Annotated in this window: 18 protein-coding genes; 9 read left to right on the forward strand and 9 right to left on the reverse strand. The window is 62.0% G+C overall.

From position 1 onward, the window contains the following. The first annotated feature begins 10 nt into the window (after positions 1-10). From ABDW49_RS20585 to ABDW49_RS20595, 3 genes are read left to right on the forward strand one after another with little or no spacing between them, the layout of a single operon-like run. Complete coding sequence (locus ABDW49_RS20585; RefSeq protein WP_343614800.1) at positions 11-1,039, forward strand: UDP-glucuronic acid decarboxylase family protein; 1,029 nt, start codon at positions 11-13, stop codon at positions 1,037-1,039. 51 nt (positions 1,040-1,090) lie between these two features. Further along, complete coding sequence (locus ABDW49_RS20590) at positions 1,091-2,545, forward strand: glycosyltransferase family 2 protein (RefSeq protein ID WP_343614802.1); 1,455 nt, start codon at positions 1,091-1,093, stop codon at positions 2,543-2,545. A 17-nt stretch (positions 2,546-2,562) separates the two neighbouring features. Beyond that, complete coding sequence (locus tag ABDW49_RS20595) at positions 2,563-3,699, forward strand: NAD-dependent epimerase/dehydratase family protein (protein WP_343614803.1); 1,137 nt, start codon at positions 2,563-2,565, stop codon at positions 3,697-3,699. 152 nt (positions 3,700-3,851) lie between these two features. Here the strand turns inward: ABDW49_RS20595 and ABDW49_RS20600 are convergent, their stop codons facing one another. Beyond that, positions 3,852-4,895 carry an endo-1,4-beta-xylanase gene (locus ABDW49_RS20600; protein ID WP_343614805.1) on the reverse strand — a complete coding sequence of 348 codons (1,044 nt, stop codon included), beginning with the start codon at positions 4,893-4,895 and terminating at the stop codon, positions 3,852-3,854. 635 nt (positions 4,896-5,530) lie between these two features. On the opposite strand from ABDW49_RS20600, the gene ABDW49_RS20605 reads away from it, so the two are divergent. The 4 genes from ABDW49_RS20605 (at position 5,531) to ABDW49_RS20620 (ending at position 8,037) form a co-directional block, all read left to right on the forward strand. Further along, positions 5,531-6,139 (forward strand): hypothetical protein, encoded by a 609-nt coding sequence (locus ABDW49_RS20605; protein ID WP_343614808.1) that lies wholly within the window; start codon positions 5,531-5,533, stop codon positions 6,137-6,139. A gap of 69 nt (positions 6,140-6,208) precedes the next feature. Next, a complete protein-coding gene (locus ABDW49_RS20610; protein WP_343614810.1) occupies positions 6,209-6,673 on the forward strand; it encodes a hypothetical protein in 465 nt (154 codons plus the stop codon). Positions 6,674-6,701: 28 nt separating this feature from the next. Further along, on the forward strand, positions 6,702-7,433 hold the full coding sequence (locus ABDW49_RS20615) for a C39 family peptidase (protein WP_343614811.1): 732 nt from the start codon (positions 6,702-6,704) through the stop codon (positions 7,431-7,433). Between the two features lie 25 nt (positions 7,434-7,458). Further along, positions 7,459-8,037: a hypothetical protein gene (locus ABDW49_RS20620; RefSeq protein ID WP_343614812.1), complete on the forward strand. Its 579-nt coding sequence runs from the start codon at positions 7,459-7,461 to the stop codon at positions 8,035-8,037. Positions 8,038-8,112: 75 nt separating this feature from the next. Here ABDW49_RS20620 and ABDW49_RS20625 read toward each other — a convergent pair whose 3' ends face one another. Together ABDW49_RS20625 and ABDW49_RS20630 are read right to left on the reverse strand one after the other, a co-directional pair. After that, a complete protein-coding gene (locus tag ABDW49_RS20625; protein ID WP_343614813.1) occupies positions 8,113-9,435 on the reverse strand; it encodes a transporter in 1,323 nt (440 codons plus the stop codon). Next, complete coding sequence (locus tag ABDW49_RS20630; protein ID WP_343614815.1) at positions 9,428-10,045, reverse strand: Crp/Fnr family transcriptional regulator; 618 nt, start codon at positions 10,043-10,045, stop codon at positions 9,428-9,430. Before ABDW49_RS20630 ends, ABDW49_RS20625 begins: the two co-directional genes overlap by 8 nt. A 323-nt stretch (positions 10,046-10,368) precedes the next feature. On the opposite strand from ABDW49_RS20630, the gene ABDW49_RS20635 reads away from it, so the two are divergent. Next, entirely contained in the window at positions 10,369-10,602 is a 234-nt protein-coding gene (locus tag ABDW49_RS20635; RefSeq protein ID WP_343614817.1) for a helix-turn-helix transcriptional regulator, read from the forward strand. A 174-nt stretch (positions 10,603-10,776) separates the two neighbouring features. On the opposite strand, the gene ABDW49_RS20640 is transcribed toward ABDW49_RS20635, so the two are convergent. After that, on the reverse strand, positions 10,777-11,034 hold the full coding sequence (locus tag ABDW49_RS20640) for a hypothetical protein (RefSeq protein ID WP_343614819.1): 258 nt from the start codon (positions 11,032-11,034) through the stop codon (positions 10,777-10,779). 116 nt (positions 11,035-11,150) lie between these two features. On the opposite strand from ABDW49_RS20640, the gene ABDW49_RS20645 reads away from it, so the two are divergent. Next, the gene (locus ABDW49_RS20645) at positions 11,151-12,605 is read left to right on the forward strand and encodes a diguanylate cyclase (protein ID WP_343614820.1); all 1,455 of its coding nucleotides are present in this window, start codon (positions 11,151-11,153) and stop codon (positions 12,603-12,605) included. Between the two features lie 9 nt (positions 12,606-12,614). Here the strand turns inward: ABDW49_RS20645 and ABDW49_RS20650 are convergent, their stop codons facing one another. The 5 genes from ABDW49_RS20650 to ABDW49_RS20670 all read right to left on the reverse strand — a co-directional run bounded on the left by ABDW49_RS20650 (position 12,615) and on the right by ABDW49_RS20670 (position 17,230). Then, positions 12,615-14,174 (reverse strand): phospholipase D-like domain-containing protein, encoded by a 1,560-nt coding sequence (locus ABDW49_RS20650; RefSeq protein WP_343614822.1) that lies wholly within the window; start codon positions 14,172-14,174, stop codon positions 12,615-12,617. Positions 14,175-14,269: 95 nt separating this feature from the next. After that, entirely contained in the window at positions 14,270-15,298 is a 1,029-nt protein-coding gene (locus ABDW49_RS20655; RefSeq protein WP_343614824.1) for an aspartate-semialdehyde dehydrogenase, read from the reverse strand. A gap of 249 nt (positions 15,299-15,547) precedes the next feature. Beyond that, positions 15,548-15,928 carry a hypothetical protein gene (locus tag ABDW49_RS20660; protein WP_343614826.1) on the reverse strand — a complete coding sequence of 127 codons (381 nt, stop codon included), beginning with the start codon at positions 15,926-15,928 and terminating at the stop codon, positions 15,548-15,550. 1 nt (position 15,929) lies between these two features. Next, positions 15,930-16,175 (reverse strand): hypothetical protein, encoded by a 246-nt coding sequence (locus tag ABDW49_RS20665; protein WP_343614828.1) that lies wholly within the window; start codon positions 16,173-16,175, stop codon positions 15,930-15,932. A 110-nt stretch (positions 16,176-16,285) separates the two neighbouring features. Beyond that, positions 16,286-17,230, reverse strand: coding sequence for a LysR family transcriptional regulator (locus ABDW49_RS20670; RefSeq protein WP_343614829.1), 945 nt, complete (start codon positions 17,228-17,230; stop codon positions 16,286-16,288). Positions 17,231-17,246: the final 16 nt, after the last annotated feature.

Genomic DNA, 17,246 nt, shown 5'->3' on the forward strand with positions numbered 1-17,246 from the left:
GGGGGGCGCCATGGTCACAATGACAAGCGAACGCGCAAAGACAGTGCTGATCACCGGAGGAGCGGGCTTTCTTGGTTCGCATCTGGCCGAGCGATTGCTGGGGCAAGGGCACCGGGTTTACTGTCTGGATAATTTCCAGTCCGGACGTCGCGCCAATCTGACGCCTTTGCTGCGCAGCAACCGCCTGACGATCGTGACGCATGATCTGGTCAATCCCTTGCCGGAGCTGCCGCGCTTCGACGAGATCTACAATCTGGCCTGCCCCGCCTCGCCGGTGCATTATCAGGAAGATCCGGTGGCGACGATGAAGGTCTGCTCGATCGGCGTGCTGAACATGCTGGAGCGCGCGGCGCGCGATCATGCCAGGGTGTTCCACACCTCTACCTCGGAGATTTACGGCGATCCGGAAATTCATCCGCAGCATGAATCCTATCATGGCAATGTGAACACCATCGGTCCGCGTTCGTGCTATGACGAAGGGAAGCGCTTCGCCGAAACGCTGCTGACCGAATATGCTGCCCAATCCGGGCTCAATGTGCGGCTGGTGCGGATTTTCAACACCTATGGCCCGCGGATGCAGCCCGACGATGGGCGCGTGGTCTCCAATTTCATCGTGCAGGCGCTGCGTGGTCAGCAGATCACCATCTATGGTGACGGCAATCAGACCCGGTCCTTCTGCTATGTCGATGATCTGATCGACGGCATCCAGTTGCTGATGAGCGCCGATGACAAGGCCGTCGGCCCGATGAATATCGGCAATCCCGGTGAATATACGGTTGGAGAACTGGCTTCTCTCATCGTCGGGATGGTCGGATCCCGCTCCTCGATTGTCTACAAGCCTTTGCCTGTTGACGATCCGCGCCGCCGCCGCCCGGATATTTCCCGTGCGCAGGCCTTGCTGGGGTGGTCGCCGAAGGTCGATCTGGTGAGCGGCCTTGAAAAAACAATCAGTTACTTCCGTCGCAGGTTCGATGAAAACATGTCACCGGACTTTCTGGCGGCCATGCCATCCCGGATGGGAAGCCGTCTGGTGATGTGATGCAACAGTGGGATGGGCGCATGCCTTGCGCCTGTGTCAGGAGTGTGTGCCATGAGCGTGATCGATCAGGTGCTGATTATCTTGTTTGTCATTGCTCAGCTTGCGTACCTCTGCATCATGCTGATCGAGCTTTATTTTATCACGCGGCCTGTCAATCGCGTCGATATGGAAGAGCTGGAGGATTTAACGCAGGAGGATTATCCTGACATCATCCTGTTCTATCCGGTTCTGCGTGAACTTGAATCCACGATGCGCACGACCTTCGTGTCTCTGGCCAATCTTCACTATCCGACCGAGAAATTCAGGATCGTGGCGATCCCGAACGACAATGACCTGCCGACCGTCGAGAGCCTTGAGCGACTGGCCAGGGAGTTTCCCTTCCTCAGCGTGATGCCGGTGCCCCCCACCAGCGATCCGCGCTGGAATGTCGTGTGGGAGGACTGGCAGGCCAATGAGAAGGCCTATTGGTTCCACAAGGGCCCCCGCGCCGGTGTCCGCGATCTTCCGCCCAAGAAGACGCGGCAACTGATCTATGCCTTCTACACCACCTATGCGAACAACCCGTTCAAAGGCGATTTTCTGGTCGATTACATCGATGCCGACAGCGCGCCGCCGGCCAATCACTTTCAGGCCGCCGCCGTCGGCATGCGCCATTACGATGTGCTGCAGGCCACCAACATCGCCGGAAATCTGCTGGATACCATGCCGGCAAGCTGGTTCGCCTTCGATCACCTGTGCTGGGATGCCAACAAATATGGCCATCTGACCGCCAATGGGCATCACCCCTATTGGGTGCTGGGCAAGGGGCTGTTTTTCAAGGCATCCGACCTGAAAGAGCTGGGCGGCTTCCATCCCTGGATGACCATCGAGGACCCCGAAGTCGGCATGCGCTTCTGGGCCAATGGCAAAAAGCTGGGGCTGATCGAGGCGCCGCTGGTCGAGGAAGTGCCTGAAACGCTGAGCAATGGCATCACACAGCGCAAGCGCTGGGTCGCGGGCTTCTTTCAGTCGCTCGACACGCCGCTCAAGGAGATGGGCTTCAGCCGTTACAACCGCTTCAAGGCGTGGCTCAACTTCCTGCCCTGCATGTCCTTCTGGCTCAATTCGGTGGGCATTCCCATCGGCATCTGGGCGCTGATCGTATGGGCGCAGGGCACCAGTCCCCTCCCGCACTGGACGGTCTATCTTTCGGCTTTCAACGTGCTGTGCTTCGCGCTGCTGCTGCTGGGGCAATATGTCATCACCTGGCGGCGCACGGCGCTGGTCCTGCCCTCGCGGTTCAAGCGGCTGTGGTATCTGTTCCGGGTCAATCCGGTCTCGCTGATGATCTTCTGGCTGGTCTGGATGATCCCGCTCTGGAAGGGCTGGCGCATGTACCGCAAGGACGCCGGGCTGGTGTGGGAGCGCACCATCAAGATCAACGCCAACAATGACATCGTTCGGGAAATCGTCGCCTCGGAGCATGCGGAGGGCGCTCCGGCAGGGGCCGCGGCGCAAGCACGATAGGACTGGGAGAGCTTGTGATGGAAAAGCATGTGCTGGTGACGGGCGGGGCGGGGTTTATCGGCTCTCATCTGGTCGACCTGCTGCTGGAGCGCGGCTTTCGGGTGACCGTCTTCGATGCCTTGCTGCCGCAGGTTCATGGCCTGGCCGAGGTCGATGCCGATGGCTGGCCCACCTACCTCAATCCGGCGGCGGGGCGGATCCATGCCAATCTGCTGGACGATGGCGCCTTCGAAGCCGCGCTGGACGGGGTGACTCATCTTGTCCATCTGGCCGCCTCGGTCGGCGTTGGGCAGAGCATGACCAACATTGTCGACTATACGCGCAACAATGTGATGGCCGCCGCCGTGATGCTGGAGATGCTGTCCAAAGGCCATCACACGGTCGAGCGCATGGCGGTGGCCTCCTCCATGTCGATCTACGGCGAGGGCGAATATGCCGATGCCGAGGGCAACCGCGTGATGCCACAGACGCGGGCGCGTGAGCAGTTGCAGCAGCGCCAATGGGATGTGATGGGGCCAGATGGCGAAAGGCTGATCCCGGTCCCCACGCGCGAGACCAAATTGCTGCAGCCGACCTCGATCTATGCGGTGAACAAGCGCGATCACGAGGAGATGTTTCTGGCGGTGGGCCGGGCGCTGGATATTCCCACGGTCGCTCTGCGGCTGTTCAACGCCTATGGCTCGCGGCAGGCGCTCAGCAATCCTTACACCGGCGTGGCGGCGATCTTTATCTCGCGCCTGCTCAACGACAGCGCTCCGCTGGTCTTCGAGGATGGCGAGCAGATGCGCGATTTCGTCCATGTGCGCGATGTCGCCAATGCCTTCGCCACCGTGCTGGACAGCGACAAGCGCCTGTGGGACGTGTTCAATGTCGGCAGCGACAGGCCGATTGCCATCCATGACATGGCCCATGTGCTGGCGCGTCTGCTGCAGAAGAACATCGCGCCGCAGATTTTGCATCAGTATCGGGTGGGGGACATCCGCCACTGCTTTGGTGATCTGTCCAAATTGCGCGACACCTTTGGCGTCACCCCGCAGGTGGATTTCGAAACGGGGATGGGAGAGCTGATCGATTGGGTGAGATCGACCGAAAAGCCGGTCGACAAATCGGAATCCAGCCTGTCGGAACTGCGCGAAAAGGGCCTGGTGATCTGACGCTGATTGGAAATCCGGCGAAAGCCGGATTTGCGGCACCAGCCCTCTCCCCCACCCGGCCACCCATAGAATACTGCCGTTGGGTGGCCGGGTGGGGGAGAGGGCTGGTGCCGCGCTGAACATGCGCGAAAGCGCATGTTCCAAACGGGCTCTCAGGCGCGTTGGATGCGCATGGCCTCGTTCAGCACCATCTGCATCTTCTTGGGCTTCATATCGGCGTCGAAGGGCAGGCCACGGTTCAGCCTCTTGCCATCGATGGGGGCGTGAGAAACCGCCGCAAGCGTATCAGGGGCGTTTTCCTGCAGCCAGCTATGCCGGTCGCTCAGCCCCCAGGTCACGATGCTTTCCACGGCGGGCTGATCCATCGCCACATCGAGGAAGGACTGGATATGATCCGCCACAGCCGCGTCACGTTCCGCGATCGGGCGGTTGCGGTCGGCCTCGATCGCATCGAGTTCGGTGATCGCCAGCTTCACCCCCGTATCCGCCAGATCGGACATGAAGCGCGCCAGCCGCTTTTGCGGGATCGCCCCCTTGGCCAGCTCCAGATGCCCCTGCAGACCCACGCTGTGCAGCGGCATGCCGCGAGTCTTCAGATTCTCCACCAGCCTCAGCAAGGCATTGCGCCGCGCCTCATCGACCGGATTGTCATAGCTGAGGGCATATTCATTGATCATCAGCTTCGCGCGCGGATCGAGCCCATTGGCCGTCAGCAGCGCCATGGCGACATAGTCGCTGCCATAGGCCTGCTGGAAGCTGGTACGACGCAGGCCCTTCTCGCCCTGCTCGGTGTCGATCATCTCATTGACGACGATCCAGTCGGCGATGCGCCCGCTGTAGCGCGGCAGCAGATTGGCGAAATGCCGGGTCACCGTGCGCCAGTCGCGCTTCTCCAGCATCTCGGCGCGGGCCCAGTCCGGGGTCATCTTTTCCCAGATCAGCGAATGGCCGCGCACCGCCATGCCATGCGTTTCGGCAAAACCCAGGATGGCATCATAATTGCCATACCACGGCTCGCCCTTGCGCCATTCGACCGCGCTCCACTGGCCGTGATATTCGGGCACCAGAATGTCGCAGCCCTTGATCGCGGCCAGCAAGGGCGTGTCATCGACCAGTTGATCGGGGCGCACCGCCGCGCCAAACCGGCGCTGGCCGGCGTCACGATGATGGCCCGGAGAGGTGGATGAGGAAGCCATGCCAATGTCCGAAAAGCGCAAAGCAACAGGCAGCGCGGCAATCGCTGTCAGGGCTGTACGTCTGGACACAGGTTGGGACAAGATGGCGAATCCGGCCGAGGCTCACATGGTCGCCCGGTTAGCAAGACAACTTTAAGGGTGGCTTAACGGCGAGCGCTGGATGAGGCGGGCTGAGGGTGATTCACTGTTCAATCGAGTCGACCGCCCAAGCGCGGCACCAACTCACTCCGGCTTGTGCCGGATTTCCTGACAGACCCTGAGTCCTTCGACGGTCTTGAGGCAGATGCGAGGCATGTCAATATGAACGAGCGGTGAAAAGCCGCCGAATAGCCTGACGGAATTTACGTAGGGAATCCCAAAGGTAATCCAATAACCCGCCAGAATTGTCGGGCAGCAAGAACTGCCCTCTCCCGATGCTCTATTTCATCCTTTGTCGCGACGGCGCGACTGTCGCCCACCAGCGCTAAAATATTGGGGGCACTGTGAGGAGAAGTGAAATGGTGCGTAAAATCCTCTTGGCCGCTACGGCGGTATCGGCTCTGGTCATTGCAGGACCGGCATTCGCTCAGGCATCGTCAAGCACAACAGGCCCGAGCGGCGACCATAACGGAGCGACCTCAAGCAGCACGACTGACGTGAGCATCCAGGCATCCGTGCCGATCAATTCGAACAATTCCTCGACCAAGACGACCACGCTCGATTCGAACAACAGCAGCACCGACAATTCGACTCATTCCTCGACCAAGTCGGCCGCGCTGGATTCGTTCAACAGCAGCACCAGCACCGACAACTCGACCCATTCGTCGACCAAGACGGACACGCTGGCCTCGAACAACACCTCGAACAAGACCGACACGATCGCGTCGAACAATTCGTCGACCAAGACGACCAACAACACGTCCAACAAGACGGCAACGCTCGATTCCTACAACACCAGCACCGACAATTCGTCGCACACGAAGAATCTGGCGCTGGATTCGAACAATATGAGCGACTCGAACAACACCAACAACTCGCAACGGAACGGCAACTGGCGCCTGACGGCCATGCAGGATCTGTCGGCGACCGCCGCGCCTGTCACCTCCAGCGGCAGAAGCGTGTCCTTCTCCAGTGGCTCCAACAGCATCAGCGGATCGGCCTTCGCCGCCTATGCCGGTATTCTGAACCAGGCATGGAACACGGGCATGGCATCGAACGCCCAGGCTGCAACCAACATTGCCGCCCAGGGTACGATCACCTTCTGATGATGACGGAAGAATGGTCGGGCGCTCCCGCCCGACCATTCCCCGCCCCCTCCGTCAAGGAGACAAGCAATGACACTGCGTAACTGGACCCTTGTGCTGGCCGCAGCGGGGATGGGATGCGTCGGGATCGGTTCGGCCGGGGCGGAAACGCCGCCCGAAGCGCTCCAGACCGATGGGTCGCAAGCGGTGACGGTCACGCTGCCTCAACTCCAACTGGCCAAGGTGCAGCCGGTCGAAGCCCCGCTGATTGTCGAACTTTCGCCGGTTGTCGCCGAAGCTTCTGCTCTCGGGAAGCCGCTGGACAACAGCGCGCTGGGCGATCTGCGCGGCAGTGGTGGCATCGTGGTGGGCAACCAGACGCTGAACGCCATCACCTCGGGCAACAACACCATTGGCAATTATGCTGCCGGGGCGGTCAACATCTCCCAATCGGCGCTCTCCAACTTCAATGGTTTGGGCAACATCACGATCAACACCGGGGCCATGTCGCAATTGCAAAGCGCGATGAATGTGACGGTGAACGTCACGCCCTGAGGGGATCGACAGGTTTGGGAACGGTGCGATGATGCGGGCGATAATGCATGCCATGGCGGCTGGCGTGATGCTGCTGATGCCCTTTGCTGCCGATGCGCAGATCTCGATCGGCTATACGATGCAGGGGCCGGCGCGGGTTGAGGTGACAAGCTGGCGCGACATCCCCTTTCGCACCATCGTGCGGCAACGCTATGATTTTAGCTGCGGCTCGGCCGCTGTGGCCACCATGCTGACCTATAGCTATGGCTTGCCGACAACGGAAAACGACGCATTCTCAGCGATGTGGAGTGTGGGCGACCAGAAGAAGATCATCCAGTCGGGTTTCTCGCTGCTGGATATGAAGCACTATCTGGAATCGCGCGGCTTCGATGCCCAGGGCTACAGCATCACCATCGATGATCTGCGCCAGGCGAACCAGCCGATGATCGTGCTGATCGAGACCAAGGGCTTTCGCCATTTCGTCGTGGTCAAGGGCGTGCACGACAAGGCCGTGTTGATCGGTGACCCGATCCGCGGCCTGTTGCAGGTGCCCATCAGCGACTTTGCCAAGGAATGGAAAGGGGTCGTTCTGGTCATCGTCAAAATGCCGCATGAGCAGAAAGTGTCCTACAACACGCCCATCGAATGGACCAAATGGGCCACGGCGCCACTTTGGGCCCTTCATGATCGCTGGATCGGCGACGTCACCACGAATTTGCCACCGATCTATCAGCTCACCCCGGCGCTGATCGTCGACAATGCCGGGGGCATTGCGCCATGATTATTCATGGGAAAAGGAGTGTGTCATGCGTTGGCTGATCGGCCTTGCTGCCCTCTTTGCTTCGCCTTCCGCATCGGCTCTGGCGGCGGCGCCAGACGCAACGCCATCCGAGGGGCCGCCGGCCTTCATGCACCACACCAGCCTCTCCGACGCGGATATGGACATGCTGCGCGGTGGCTTTGAGCTTCAGGGCGTGAACATCTCGCTGGGGGCTCAGCTCAACACCTATCTGAACGGGCAACTTGTGCTGGCCACCACGCTGAACTGGTCGACCGGAGACATGAACGGCCCGACGTCCAGCGTCGCGCTGACCCCTGCCAGCACGGCGCTGCTTCAGTCGGTGGTCTCCTCAGGCGGCAGTTTCGGCATGAGCTCCTCGGGCGGGCAGACCTATATCACCAACAATGGGCAGACCCTGCTTTATCAGAACGCCGCCAATGGGTTGCAAAACGTTCTGGTCAACACCGCCTCGGGGGTGAATGCCACGCAGACGATCAATGCGACGGTCGGCATCACCGGCTATGCCGGTTTCAGCAGCGCCAATCTGGCTGCCGGTCTTGGGCGCACGCTGGGCTCTGCGGTGGGCATTGCGGGCTTCCGCTAAACGCCATCTTCCATCAATGCGACAGCAACAGGAGCGTTTTCACCACATGGTGAAAACGCTCCTGTCCGTTCATCCTCAAATGCTGAAGGGAATGCGCAAGGTTGCGTTGAGGTTGGGCGCATCGGGCGTGACACCGAACTGGAAGTTCAGATTCACCGATGTCTTGCTGTTGAGGCGATAGGACATGCCAAGGTCCAGCGTGCCGATCTGCTGGCCCGTCGAATATTCAGGCCCGCTGCCGATATAGGTCATGGTGGGCATGATATAGCTGTGGCTGTACCCCAAAGAGAAAGAGAAGCGCGGATTCAGGGAAAATCCGAAGCCGATGTTGCCCAGAATGGCTTCTCCGGGCCGCACTTCCTGAACCAGCGACCCTCCGACCTCCTTGTTCAGATTCCGCTTGAACTGATGGAGATAGTTCAAACTGCCATAGATGACGACCGGATCGGACGGCAGCAGGAAGCTCACGCCCGGTTCGACACCCCAGAAGCCGGAGCCGGTGGCCAGTCCCGTGGCGATGCCGAATTCGTCATAGCCGACATCATAGGGGCCGATGCCCGTATTGCTCTTGACGTGAAGGCTGAGAATCCAGATCGGCTTGTCCGGGCCGGTCGCCGGGTTCAACTGATAACGCAGGCCCATTTCGACATCGCCCAGCGCATATTGCCGCAAATCCAGCGTCCGGACGATCTGCTCATCGCGTTGCTGCACGACCTGAATGTTGTCGTGACGATACAGCATCGGCACGGTGACTTCCACTTCGAAGCGGCTGTTGAGGCCATAGCGGAAGGTGGGTGAGAAGAAGAAGGTGTCGCGCTGCGCGGTCTGCGCGCTGATCGCGCCCAGTTGCAAGCCGGGGATCAGTTCGATGCCGCTGAAGGTCAGGCGATTGTTCGCCGATGCGGCATATTCGAAGGTCGGCTCGATCGAAAAATGGCCGGACGGGGTCAGCACGCCCTGTCCTGGCGGAATGGAGGCCGTCCTTGTGTTGAGCGCGTGGCTGTCATCGGGCGCCGGAGCCTGCCCCACGGTCGCCTGTGGCTCGCCGCCCATGGCCCGCTGCTCGAGCAGCGCCACCTGCTCCGCTGTCGTGGACGGCATGACGGGCACGGCGCTGGTGTTGGCCGCGGATGTGGCATTGGTGTTGGCACCGCCCAAACGCGCTTCCAGCTCGCGGATCTGCTGGGCTTGGGCATCGAGAATGGCGCGTTGCTCATCGAGTTTGGCGCGCAGCTCTGCAATGTCGGCCGCCGTCGCGCGGGAGGATGTCGCCACCGGTTGCGAGTCGGAGGGCGTTCCCGAGGGCGAATCGGCATCGGCGCCGTGCGCGGTTCCGATCATCAAGGCAGGAAAACTCGCCGCGCTGGCCAGCGCAATCGCCAGTCGGAGTCTACGCATGGGACACCTCTTGCTCGCGATGAAGGGGAAGGGGGCTGGCATCACCTTGCGTTACCTGTGCCAGCGATGCCCGATTGATGATCTCGATCCTGCCGCGCGGGCGCCGCTTGATCGCCCCCCGCCGCTCCAGTTCGGCCAGGGCGCGGCTGATTGTGGGCTCGGTCGTGCCGAGGAAATCGGCGATGTCGCACCGGGCCATCGGCAGGCGAAAACACTCCCCCATGCCGCGATCGGCCAGATCGACCAGAAAGGCGGCAATCCGTTCGGGCACGGAGCGGAAGGTCGTCAGCAGATGGTCGTTGCGCACCCGGTTCAATTGCCGCGCCATCGCCGCAAACAGCCTGCTGTTCGCGGCCGGGACATTGGTGGGAAACATCGAGATCACACAATCGGTTAGCGCTTCGGAGGTGACGCTGTAGCGCTCGATTTCCACGCCAAAGGCCTCGCCGGGCAGGCGGAAGCCTGTCAGCCGCCGGTCTCCATCGATCGAAATCTGGCATTCGGCGACGACTCCGGTCGTCACCACCGCCCAATGTGTGGCACGCGAACCAGTAAGGAAGATGGTCGTGTGCCGGTCAACACGTATTAGTGTTGAAATGGACTTTTCCATATCAGGCGCCCTCTCGCCGAGAATCGGTCATGCCGAGGGGTCAGGCTATGCGCTTGGTGCCGAGTCTACTACGGGAGCGAATCGCACGGAAATTCCGCCATGCATATTTTGCAAGACTCAATTTGAGGAATTTCAACGATATGGTTAATACTACTTAGCTGTATCTTTTGTTTTAGGAACGTGTTAGCACCTACGTCAATATTCCCATTTGCCAAGTGCCATTCGATCCAAAGTGAATGGATTCCTCCCTGGATTCAATTGACCACGTGAGGGGGGCGGGTTTCAGCAACGAATATTTGGTTAATATAAAAATGGAGGGGGCGATGATCATTTCTCAATTGTTAGACGCGCAACCGCACCTGACGACGAGGGAGTGCGAAATTCTCGAATGCGTGGCATTGGGCATGTCCGCGAAAGAAATCGCGCGGCATGTCAGTTTGGCGCCCCGCACGGTGGAGCGTTATATTGAGAATATGCGGCTGAAGATGCACGCAAGGAACAGCGCGCATATGGTGGCTTGCGGCGTCTTTTACGGCGTCATCCATGTTCCGTCCTGACAGAATCGCCAGTATGGCCTGTATTGCCCGTTTCCGATACGAATGTATGTTTGATCTTTGAGGAGATTTTCGGCTTCTTGCCGTCATGAGGGGCGGAAGTGAGGCCTGAAATCTCCCTGAAGACATGGATGGCCCGCAGGCGCACGATGAAAGCCGGCGGTCATCGGATCGACATCAGGCATCTCGATCCTGAACAAGGGATGCTTGCAGGATCATGGCGATGGCGCCGCGTAAGGTGAGTATCATCCCCCCTGATCTCGCCCATTCCCGGTACAGGATCCAGCAGCCCTCTGGACGGCTGCCTTCTATGCCCCATGCCATCGCAATCGCATCATCGCGCGCCATGCTGCGCAGCAAAGCCGCACAAGGATGATCCCCTAGAAAAAAGCCGGGACGGGAAGGGAATATCGTCCTGCCATCCGCAAAAGCCATGCCTCATCAGGGGTATGGATGGTTGAACGCGGCATGTCGCGGGCCGGGGAATGCTGCTTACGGCAAAGGCGGTGCAGGTTAATCGATTGTCAGGGGGTATGATCTAATCCGTTGCGATGAGAAAAGATAAATGGGTCGCCGCAAAACAGGGTCTGCGTGATCATGCATCCCCATGGATCACCGCGGTACTGCTGTATTTCATCCTGGCAGCGGGCACGATCCGCCTGACCAGCAATGGGCGCGATATTGCGACCATCTGGCCTGCCAATGCGGTGCTGCTGGCCATGCTGATGCTCGGGCCCAGGCCGGCCTGGGGGCGGGTGCTGAGTGCGGGCTTCTGCGGCAATGTCGCGGCCAATCTGATCACGCGCGGCACGGTCTGGGGGCCGCTGCTCTACAGCTTTTCCAATCTGGCCGAGGTGGCGCTCGCGGCTGTGCTGCTGCGTCGTGCCCGTGATGGCGCGCTTACGCTGGAGAGCCCCCAAGCGCTGGGCTCTTTCGTGTTGAGTCTGGGCGTGATCGCGCCTCTGGCCAGCGCGTTGAGCGGGGCGGCCACGGCGGCGCTGGTGTTCGATCAGCCCTTCTGGGGCTCTTTCGAGAGATGGTATCTCAGTGACGGGCTTGGCCTGCTGGTGTTCACGCCGCTGCTCTTCGCGCTGCTGAACGGTGATCTGGCGCGCAGCCTTGCCGAGAAGACCGCCGCGCAAAGGGGCGAGGCGCTGGCCCTTCAGGCAATGGTGGTGCTGTGCTGCTGGCTGATCTTCTTCAGGACCCAGCCGCCGCTGCTTTTCACCCTCTTTGCCCCGGTGATGCTGGTGACGTTTCGTGCCGGCCGTATCGGCACGATGATCGCGGTCACTCTGGTCGCGGTGATCGGCGCGATCGGCACCATTGCGGATACCGGGCCGATTGCCGCCTTCACGCAGGATCATGGGCAACAGGCGCTGCTGTTCCAGCTCTATCTGGCGTTCCTGCTGCTGACCAGCCTGCCGGTGGCCTCGGTGCTGTCCGAGCGAAACCTGCGGACGCAGGAGCTGGTGCAGAGCGAGAAAAGCGCCCTGCGGCTGGCCTCCACGGACAGTCTGACCGGCCTGCTCAACCGCCCGGCCTTTATCGCCAGCGTGGAACGGGCCTTTCAGGCCGAGGGCGACCGCATCTTCAGCCTGATCATCGTCGATGTCGACCATTTCAAGCAGGTCAACGATTGCTGGGGCCATATGGCGGGTGACCGGGCGCTGATCCATATCGGCGGCATTCTGGCGCGGCAGTGCCGCGAGCATGACACGATCGCCCGCATGGGCGGGGATGAGTTCATGCTGCTGCTGCGCGACACGCCGACCGACATCGCCGTTGCGATCTGCGAGCGCGTCAGCCTGACCCTGCGTCAGGCCTCGCTGGATGTGGACGGCAAGACCAAGGCGATTCTCTCCATCAGTTGCGGCGTTGCCTCATCGCGCGGACATACCTCTTTCGAGGATGTTTATGGCGCGGCCGATCAGGCTTTGTATCACGCCAAATCGGCAGGGCGGAACAGGGCCGTGGCTTCGGCTTCGCAGGTTCTGGCGGGCTGAAAACCCCTGTCAGTCGCGCTTTCTGGATACGGCAATCGCCAGCACGGCCGCGACCATCGCACCGCCTACGGCCAGCATGGTCCCTTGTTTTGACAAGCCGCCGTCCTCGCGCCGCAGATGCGGGCGCAGCCGTTTGAGCAGGGGCTTGCGGCGGGACAGCGGCTCGAACATCTCGCCGGGCCCTTCGGGATCGAGGATCTTGTTGTCGGCCAGCCAGGCCTTCACCCCGTCGAGATCCTCCACCTCATAGGGCCGCAGCGAACGGCCCTTGCCCCGCAGACGCTCCACCGTCTCGATCAGCGAGCCGGTCCGCGCCAGCATTGCCGCAACCGCCGAGGGCTGACATCCCAGATGCTCGGCCAGCAGCGAATTACGGATCGCGGCGATGGCCTCGCCGTCCTCGGCGCGGCCCGAGCTTGTGGCATCGATCACCACATCGCATTCCGTGTCCAGCCGCAGCGAGCGATTGTTGAAGTTGGAGGAGCCGACCCGCAGCACATCGCGATCCACCACCGTCACCTTGGCGTGAACATAGATCGGCTGCCCCTGCGCGGTGAAAGGGTGATAGAGCCGCAGGCGGCGGTAGGGATCACGCTCGAGCAGAGCCTCCACCAGCCGGGCGCGCGCCGAATCCATCGCCACCGGCTCCAGCCAGCCTTGCGCTGTGGTGGGGTTGACGATCACGAACTCGGGCCCATCGGGCTCGGCCAGCCTTTTGGCGATGGCCTCGGCCACCTTGCGCGAGGCGAAATACTGGCTTTCGGCATAGAACCAGCGTTTCGCACGCGCGATCAGATCGACATAGAGCGCCTCGATCTCATGGCGCGGCTCCTGCTCGGCCATATCCGGCACGGTCAGCGCGATGCCGACCTCCACATCGTGAAAGTCGGGCTTCACATCCTCGGGCCAGCAATCCGCCGCGCCCTCGACCGGCGCGATGGTGTCGCCGCCCGAAACGACCCAGCGATCGCGGCACATATCGCCCAGAGCGCGCGCGACGGGCCCTTGCAGCATCGTCGTCGCATCATGCCAGGGGTGATAGGGCGCACCATCGGGATCGACCCGGCGCGGATCGGCATCATCATGGCCGCGCGTGTCCCAGCGGCGGGCGGTCATGTCGATGCCGCCGCAGAAGGCCAGATCATCGTCGATCACCACGACTTTCTGGTGGTGCGATCCGGCGGGCGGGTGATGGCCGTCCAGCCGCATATGGATCTGGGGATCCTTCAGCCATTGGACCAGACGCAGCAGGGTGCGCCCATGGGCCAGCGTTTTGATGGCCCCCACATCCCAGCGCAGGATGTGCACCTGCAGACCGGGCGTGCGCTTCACCAGCCAACTCAGAAACGCGCCGACCTCGACCGGGGCGCCATCCTCCACATCGCCGCCCAGCCGGATGCGGGCATCGAAATCCCAGCCGACCAGCAGGATCTGCTTGCGCGCCTTGAGCATCGCGGCGCGGGCGGCCTTGAAGTAATCATCGGCGTCGACAATCACCGCAACCTGCGCCGCGCGCTCGATGCGCCAGCAATTGTGGTCGGGGCGAAGCAGGGGGCTGTCTTGGGTCATGGAGGCAGCCATCGCAGGCTTGGCGCCCTCTGCCAAGCAAGCTTCTGAATTGTAAAAAGGGCCCGGCGGATAGCCGGGCCCTCCATGTTGCAATCTCAGGCGATCAGCGCTTCGGCGATCTGCACCGCGTTCAGCGCCGCGCCCTTGCGCAGATTGTCACCGGCGACGAACAGCGCCAGACCATGCGCCACGGTGGGATCGCGACGCACGCGGCCCACGAAGACCGGGTCCTGACCGGTGGCCTCCAGCGGGTTGGGCACTTCGGTCACCACCACGCCGGGGGCCACGCCCAGCAGTTCGAGCGCACGCTCGGGGCTGATCGGGCGCTCGAACTCGGCGTTGATCGACAGCGAGTGGCCGGTGAACACCGGCACGCGCACGCAGGTGCCCGAGACCAGCAGTTCAGGCAGCTCAAGGATCTTGCGACTCTCGTCGCGCAGCTTGATCTCTTCCTCGGTGTAGCCGTCCTCGACATAGACATAGTTGAGCGGCACGACGTTATGAGCGATCGGCACGGCCCACTTTTCGGCGGCGGGCAGCAGGGCCTCATGGCCGCCGGTGGACAGCTCGCGGGCGCGGTCGCCGACATGAGCGATCTGGCGCGAGAGCACATCGATGGCCTCCACGCCGCCGCCCGAAACGGCCTGATAGGTCGAGACGGTCAGGCGCTTCAGGCCGGCTTCCTCATGCAGCGGGCGCATCACCGGCATGGCGGCCATGGTGGTGCAGTTGGGGTTGGCGACGATGCCCTTGGGCAGATTGGCCAGCGCATGGGGGTTCACTTCGGCCACCACCAGCGGCACCTCCGGGTCCGAACGCCAGGCCGAGGAATTGTCGATCACGATGGCGCCAGCGGCGGCCACCTTGGGCGCCAGCACCTTGGAGGTCGAGCCGCCCGCCGAAAACAGCACCACATCGAGGCCCGCATAATCGGCGGTGGCGGCATCCTCCACAGTGATGCCATCGACCACCTTGCCCGCCGAGCGCGCCGAAGCGAAGAGGCGCAGCGAGGCGAGGGGGAAGTTACGCTCGGCCAGGATCTCGCGGATCATCGAGCCGACAAGGCCGGTGGCGCCGACGATGCCGACATGAAGCTTCTGGCCGGGGTTAAAGGCATGAACCATGGTGTACTCCTGTCAGGTGAGGAGCAGCGCGAGGTTCATTGTTTCGTCAGAAAACCCCGCCTGCCTGAGTGCGGGGAAAGTGTCCGGTGAGCTGTTTCGTTTAGCTGCACACCCGCGACACCGTCCGCACGGAGGCGGTCGGTTTCGGGGTAATAATCATGATCGGCTTCACGAACATGAGGGGCCCTTAGCGGTGAGGCGCAGCGCTGTAAACCGAATTGTGTGCATGATGTGCCGGGATGGCAAGATTCAGGCAGCGATGCTCAAATTGCGCGCAACATTCAGTTGACTAGGGCTGTAATGCCCTTTCCGGAGCATGGTGGCGGCCAGCAGATCGCTGCGTTCGTCCCCCAGCACCGCGAAGGTGCAGAAGTTGCGCAGCATCTCCAAACGCGGATTGGCCAGATTGCGGGGCTCCTCGATATCGCCGAGGAACCAGTGCCACAGGCGACGGCCCGGCGTGCGGACGGCGATGCTGCGCCAGGCTTCCTCGCGGGCCAGATGCACCACCCGCAGCGAGAGCGGATCGAGCGCTTCTTCCACGACAGGCGCCAGGCTCTCGCTGCAGTCGCCATTGTCCTGCGCGACATTGTCCTGTTCGAAGGTTTCGTGATGGGTGAAGTCGAACATCTCAGTGCCTCCCGCCATGGCCGGCAAACAGTGATCCCACCGCAAGGAAGGCGACCACCGGCGCCAGCAGCGCCAGCATCATCTCATCGGTGCTGCGATAGACGGCCTGAAAGATCACGGCGCCCAGCACCAGCATCAGCAGGGTGAGCGAGGCCCGCTCCACGGTGTGATGCGAAGGCTTGGGAAGCCACACGCCGTGGGTGGCGGTGTGGCGGGTTGGCCGGGGGGAGGTGATCTGGGTCGTCATGGGGCGTCTGCCGGTGCGTTGTTGAACCGACAGCGCATATGAACCTGCGATGACCGTTGCGCAAAGACCGTCTGGAACTGGGGTCCATATCCTGCCGGTATGGCGCCCGATCACTCGGTTTCGGGATCGACCATTCTGGCGCGCACCGCATCGGGCACCGACTGGCCCCATTCGGTGTAGAGCTGGGCGCAGGTGCGGTACAGCATCCGCAATTCGTAGGAGTTCTCGCCCTCGCGGTGATAGAGGATGATCGGCGCGCTCATCGGCTGGCGGATCGGGCGAAAGCGGATTTCCGGGCGCCCCATCAACCGCGCCGATCCCGGCACGATGCAGGCGCCCATGCCCGCCGCCACCAGAATCAGCGCGGTCTGCATCTCGCGCACCTCCATGATGCGATGGAGATGCAGCCCATGGTCGCGGCATTGCGACAGCACCAGATCGGCATAGGAGGGGCTCTGGTCCTTGGGATAGACGAACAGCGGCGTCTCCTCCAGCAGGCGCAGGTCGGCGGGGCCTTCCTCCAGCGCCGCAGGATGATCGACGGGCAAGGCCAGCAGCATCGGCTCGTCGCGCAGCACTTCGCGCGCCAGCGAGGGATCATCGATCCGCACCCGGCCCAGCGCGGCATCGATCCGGCGCTCCTTCAGCGCGGCGATCTGCTCGATGGTGGTCATCTCGCTGAGCGAGACCTCGACATCGGGCGCCAGCAGGCGATAGCGGCGGATCATGTCGGGCAATTGCGCGTGAAAGGCCGAGGGGATCAGTCCCAGCACCAGCCGCCGCCGCTCCGCCGCGACGAATTGCCGCATGGTCAGCGCCATCTGCTCCATGCGCTGGTCGATCTGCAGCCCCTGTTCGAACAGCAGCCGCCCCGCCGGGGTCAGCGCCAGCGGGCGGGCCTCGCGGTCGAATAGGGGCGCGCCGATATCGGCTTCCAGCTCCTGAATGCGCTTGCTGAGCGGGGGCTGGGCCATATGCAGCGCCTCGGCTGCCCTGGTGAAGCTGCGGGCGCTGGCGACGGCGAGAAAATAGCGAAGGCGGCGGACATCGATCATGCGGCTGGCCAATCGA

The sequence above is a fragment of the Novosphingobium sp. genome (assembly GCF_039595395.1).
GTDB lineage: Bacteria > Pseudomonadota > Alphaproteobacteria > Sphingomonadales > Sphingomonadaceae > Novosphingobium.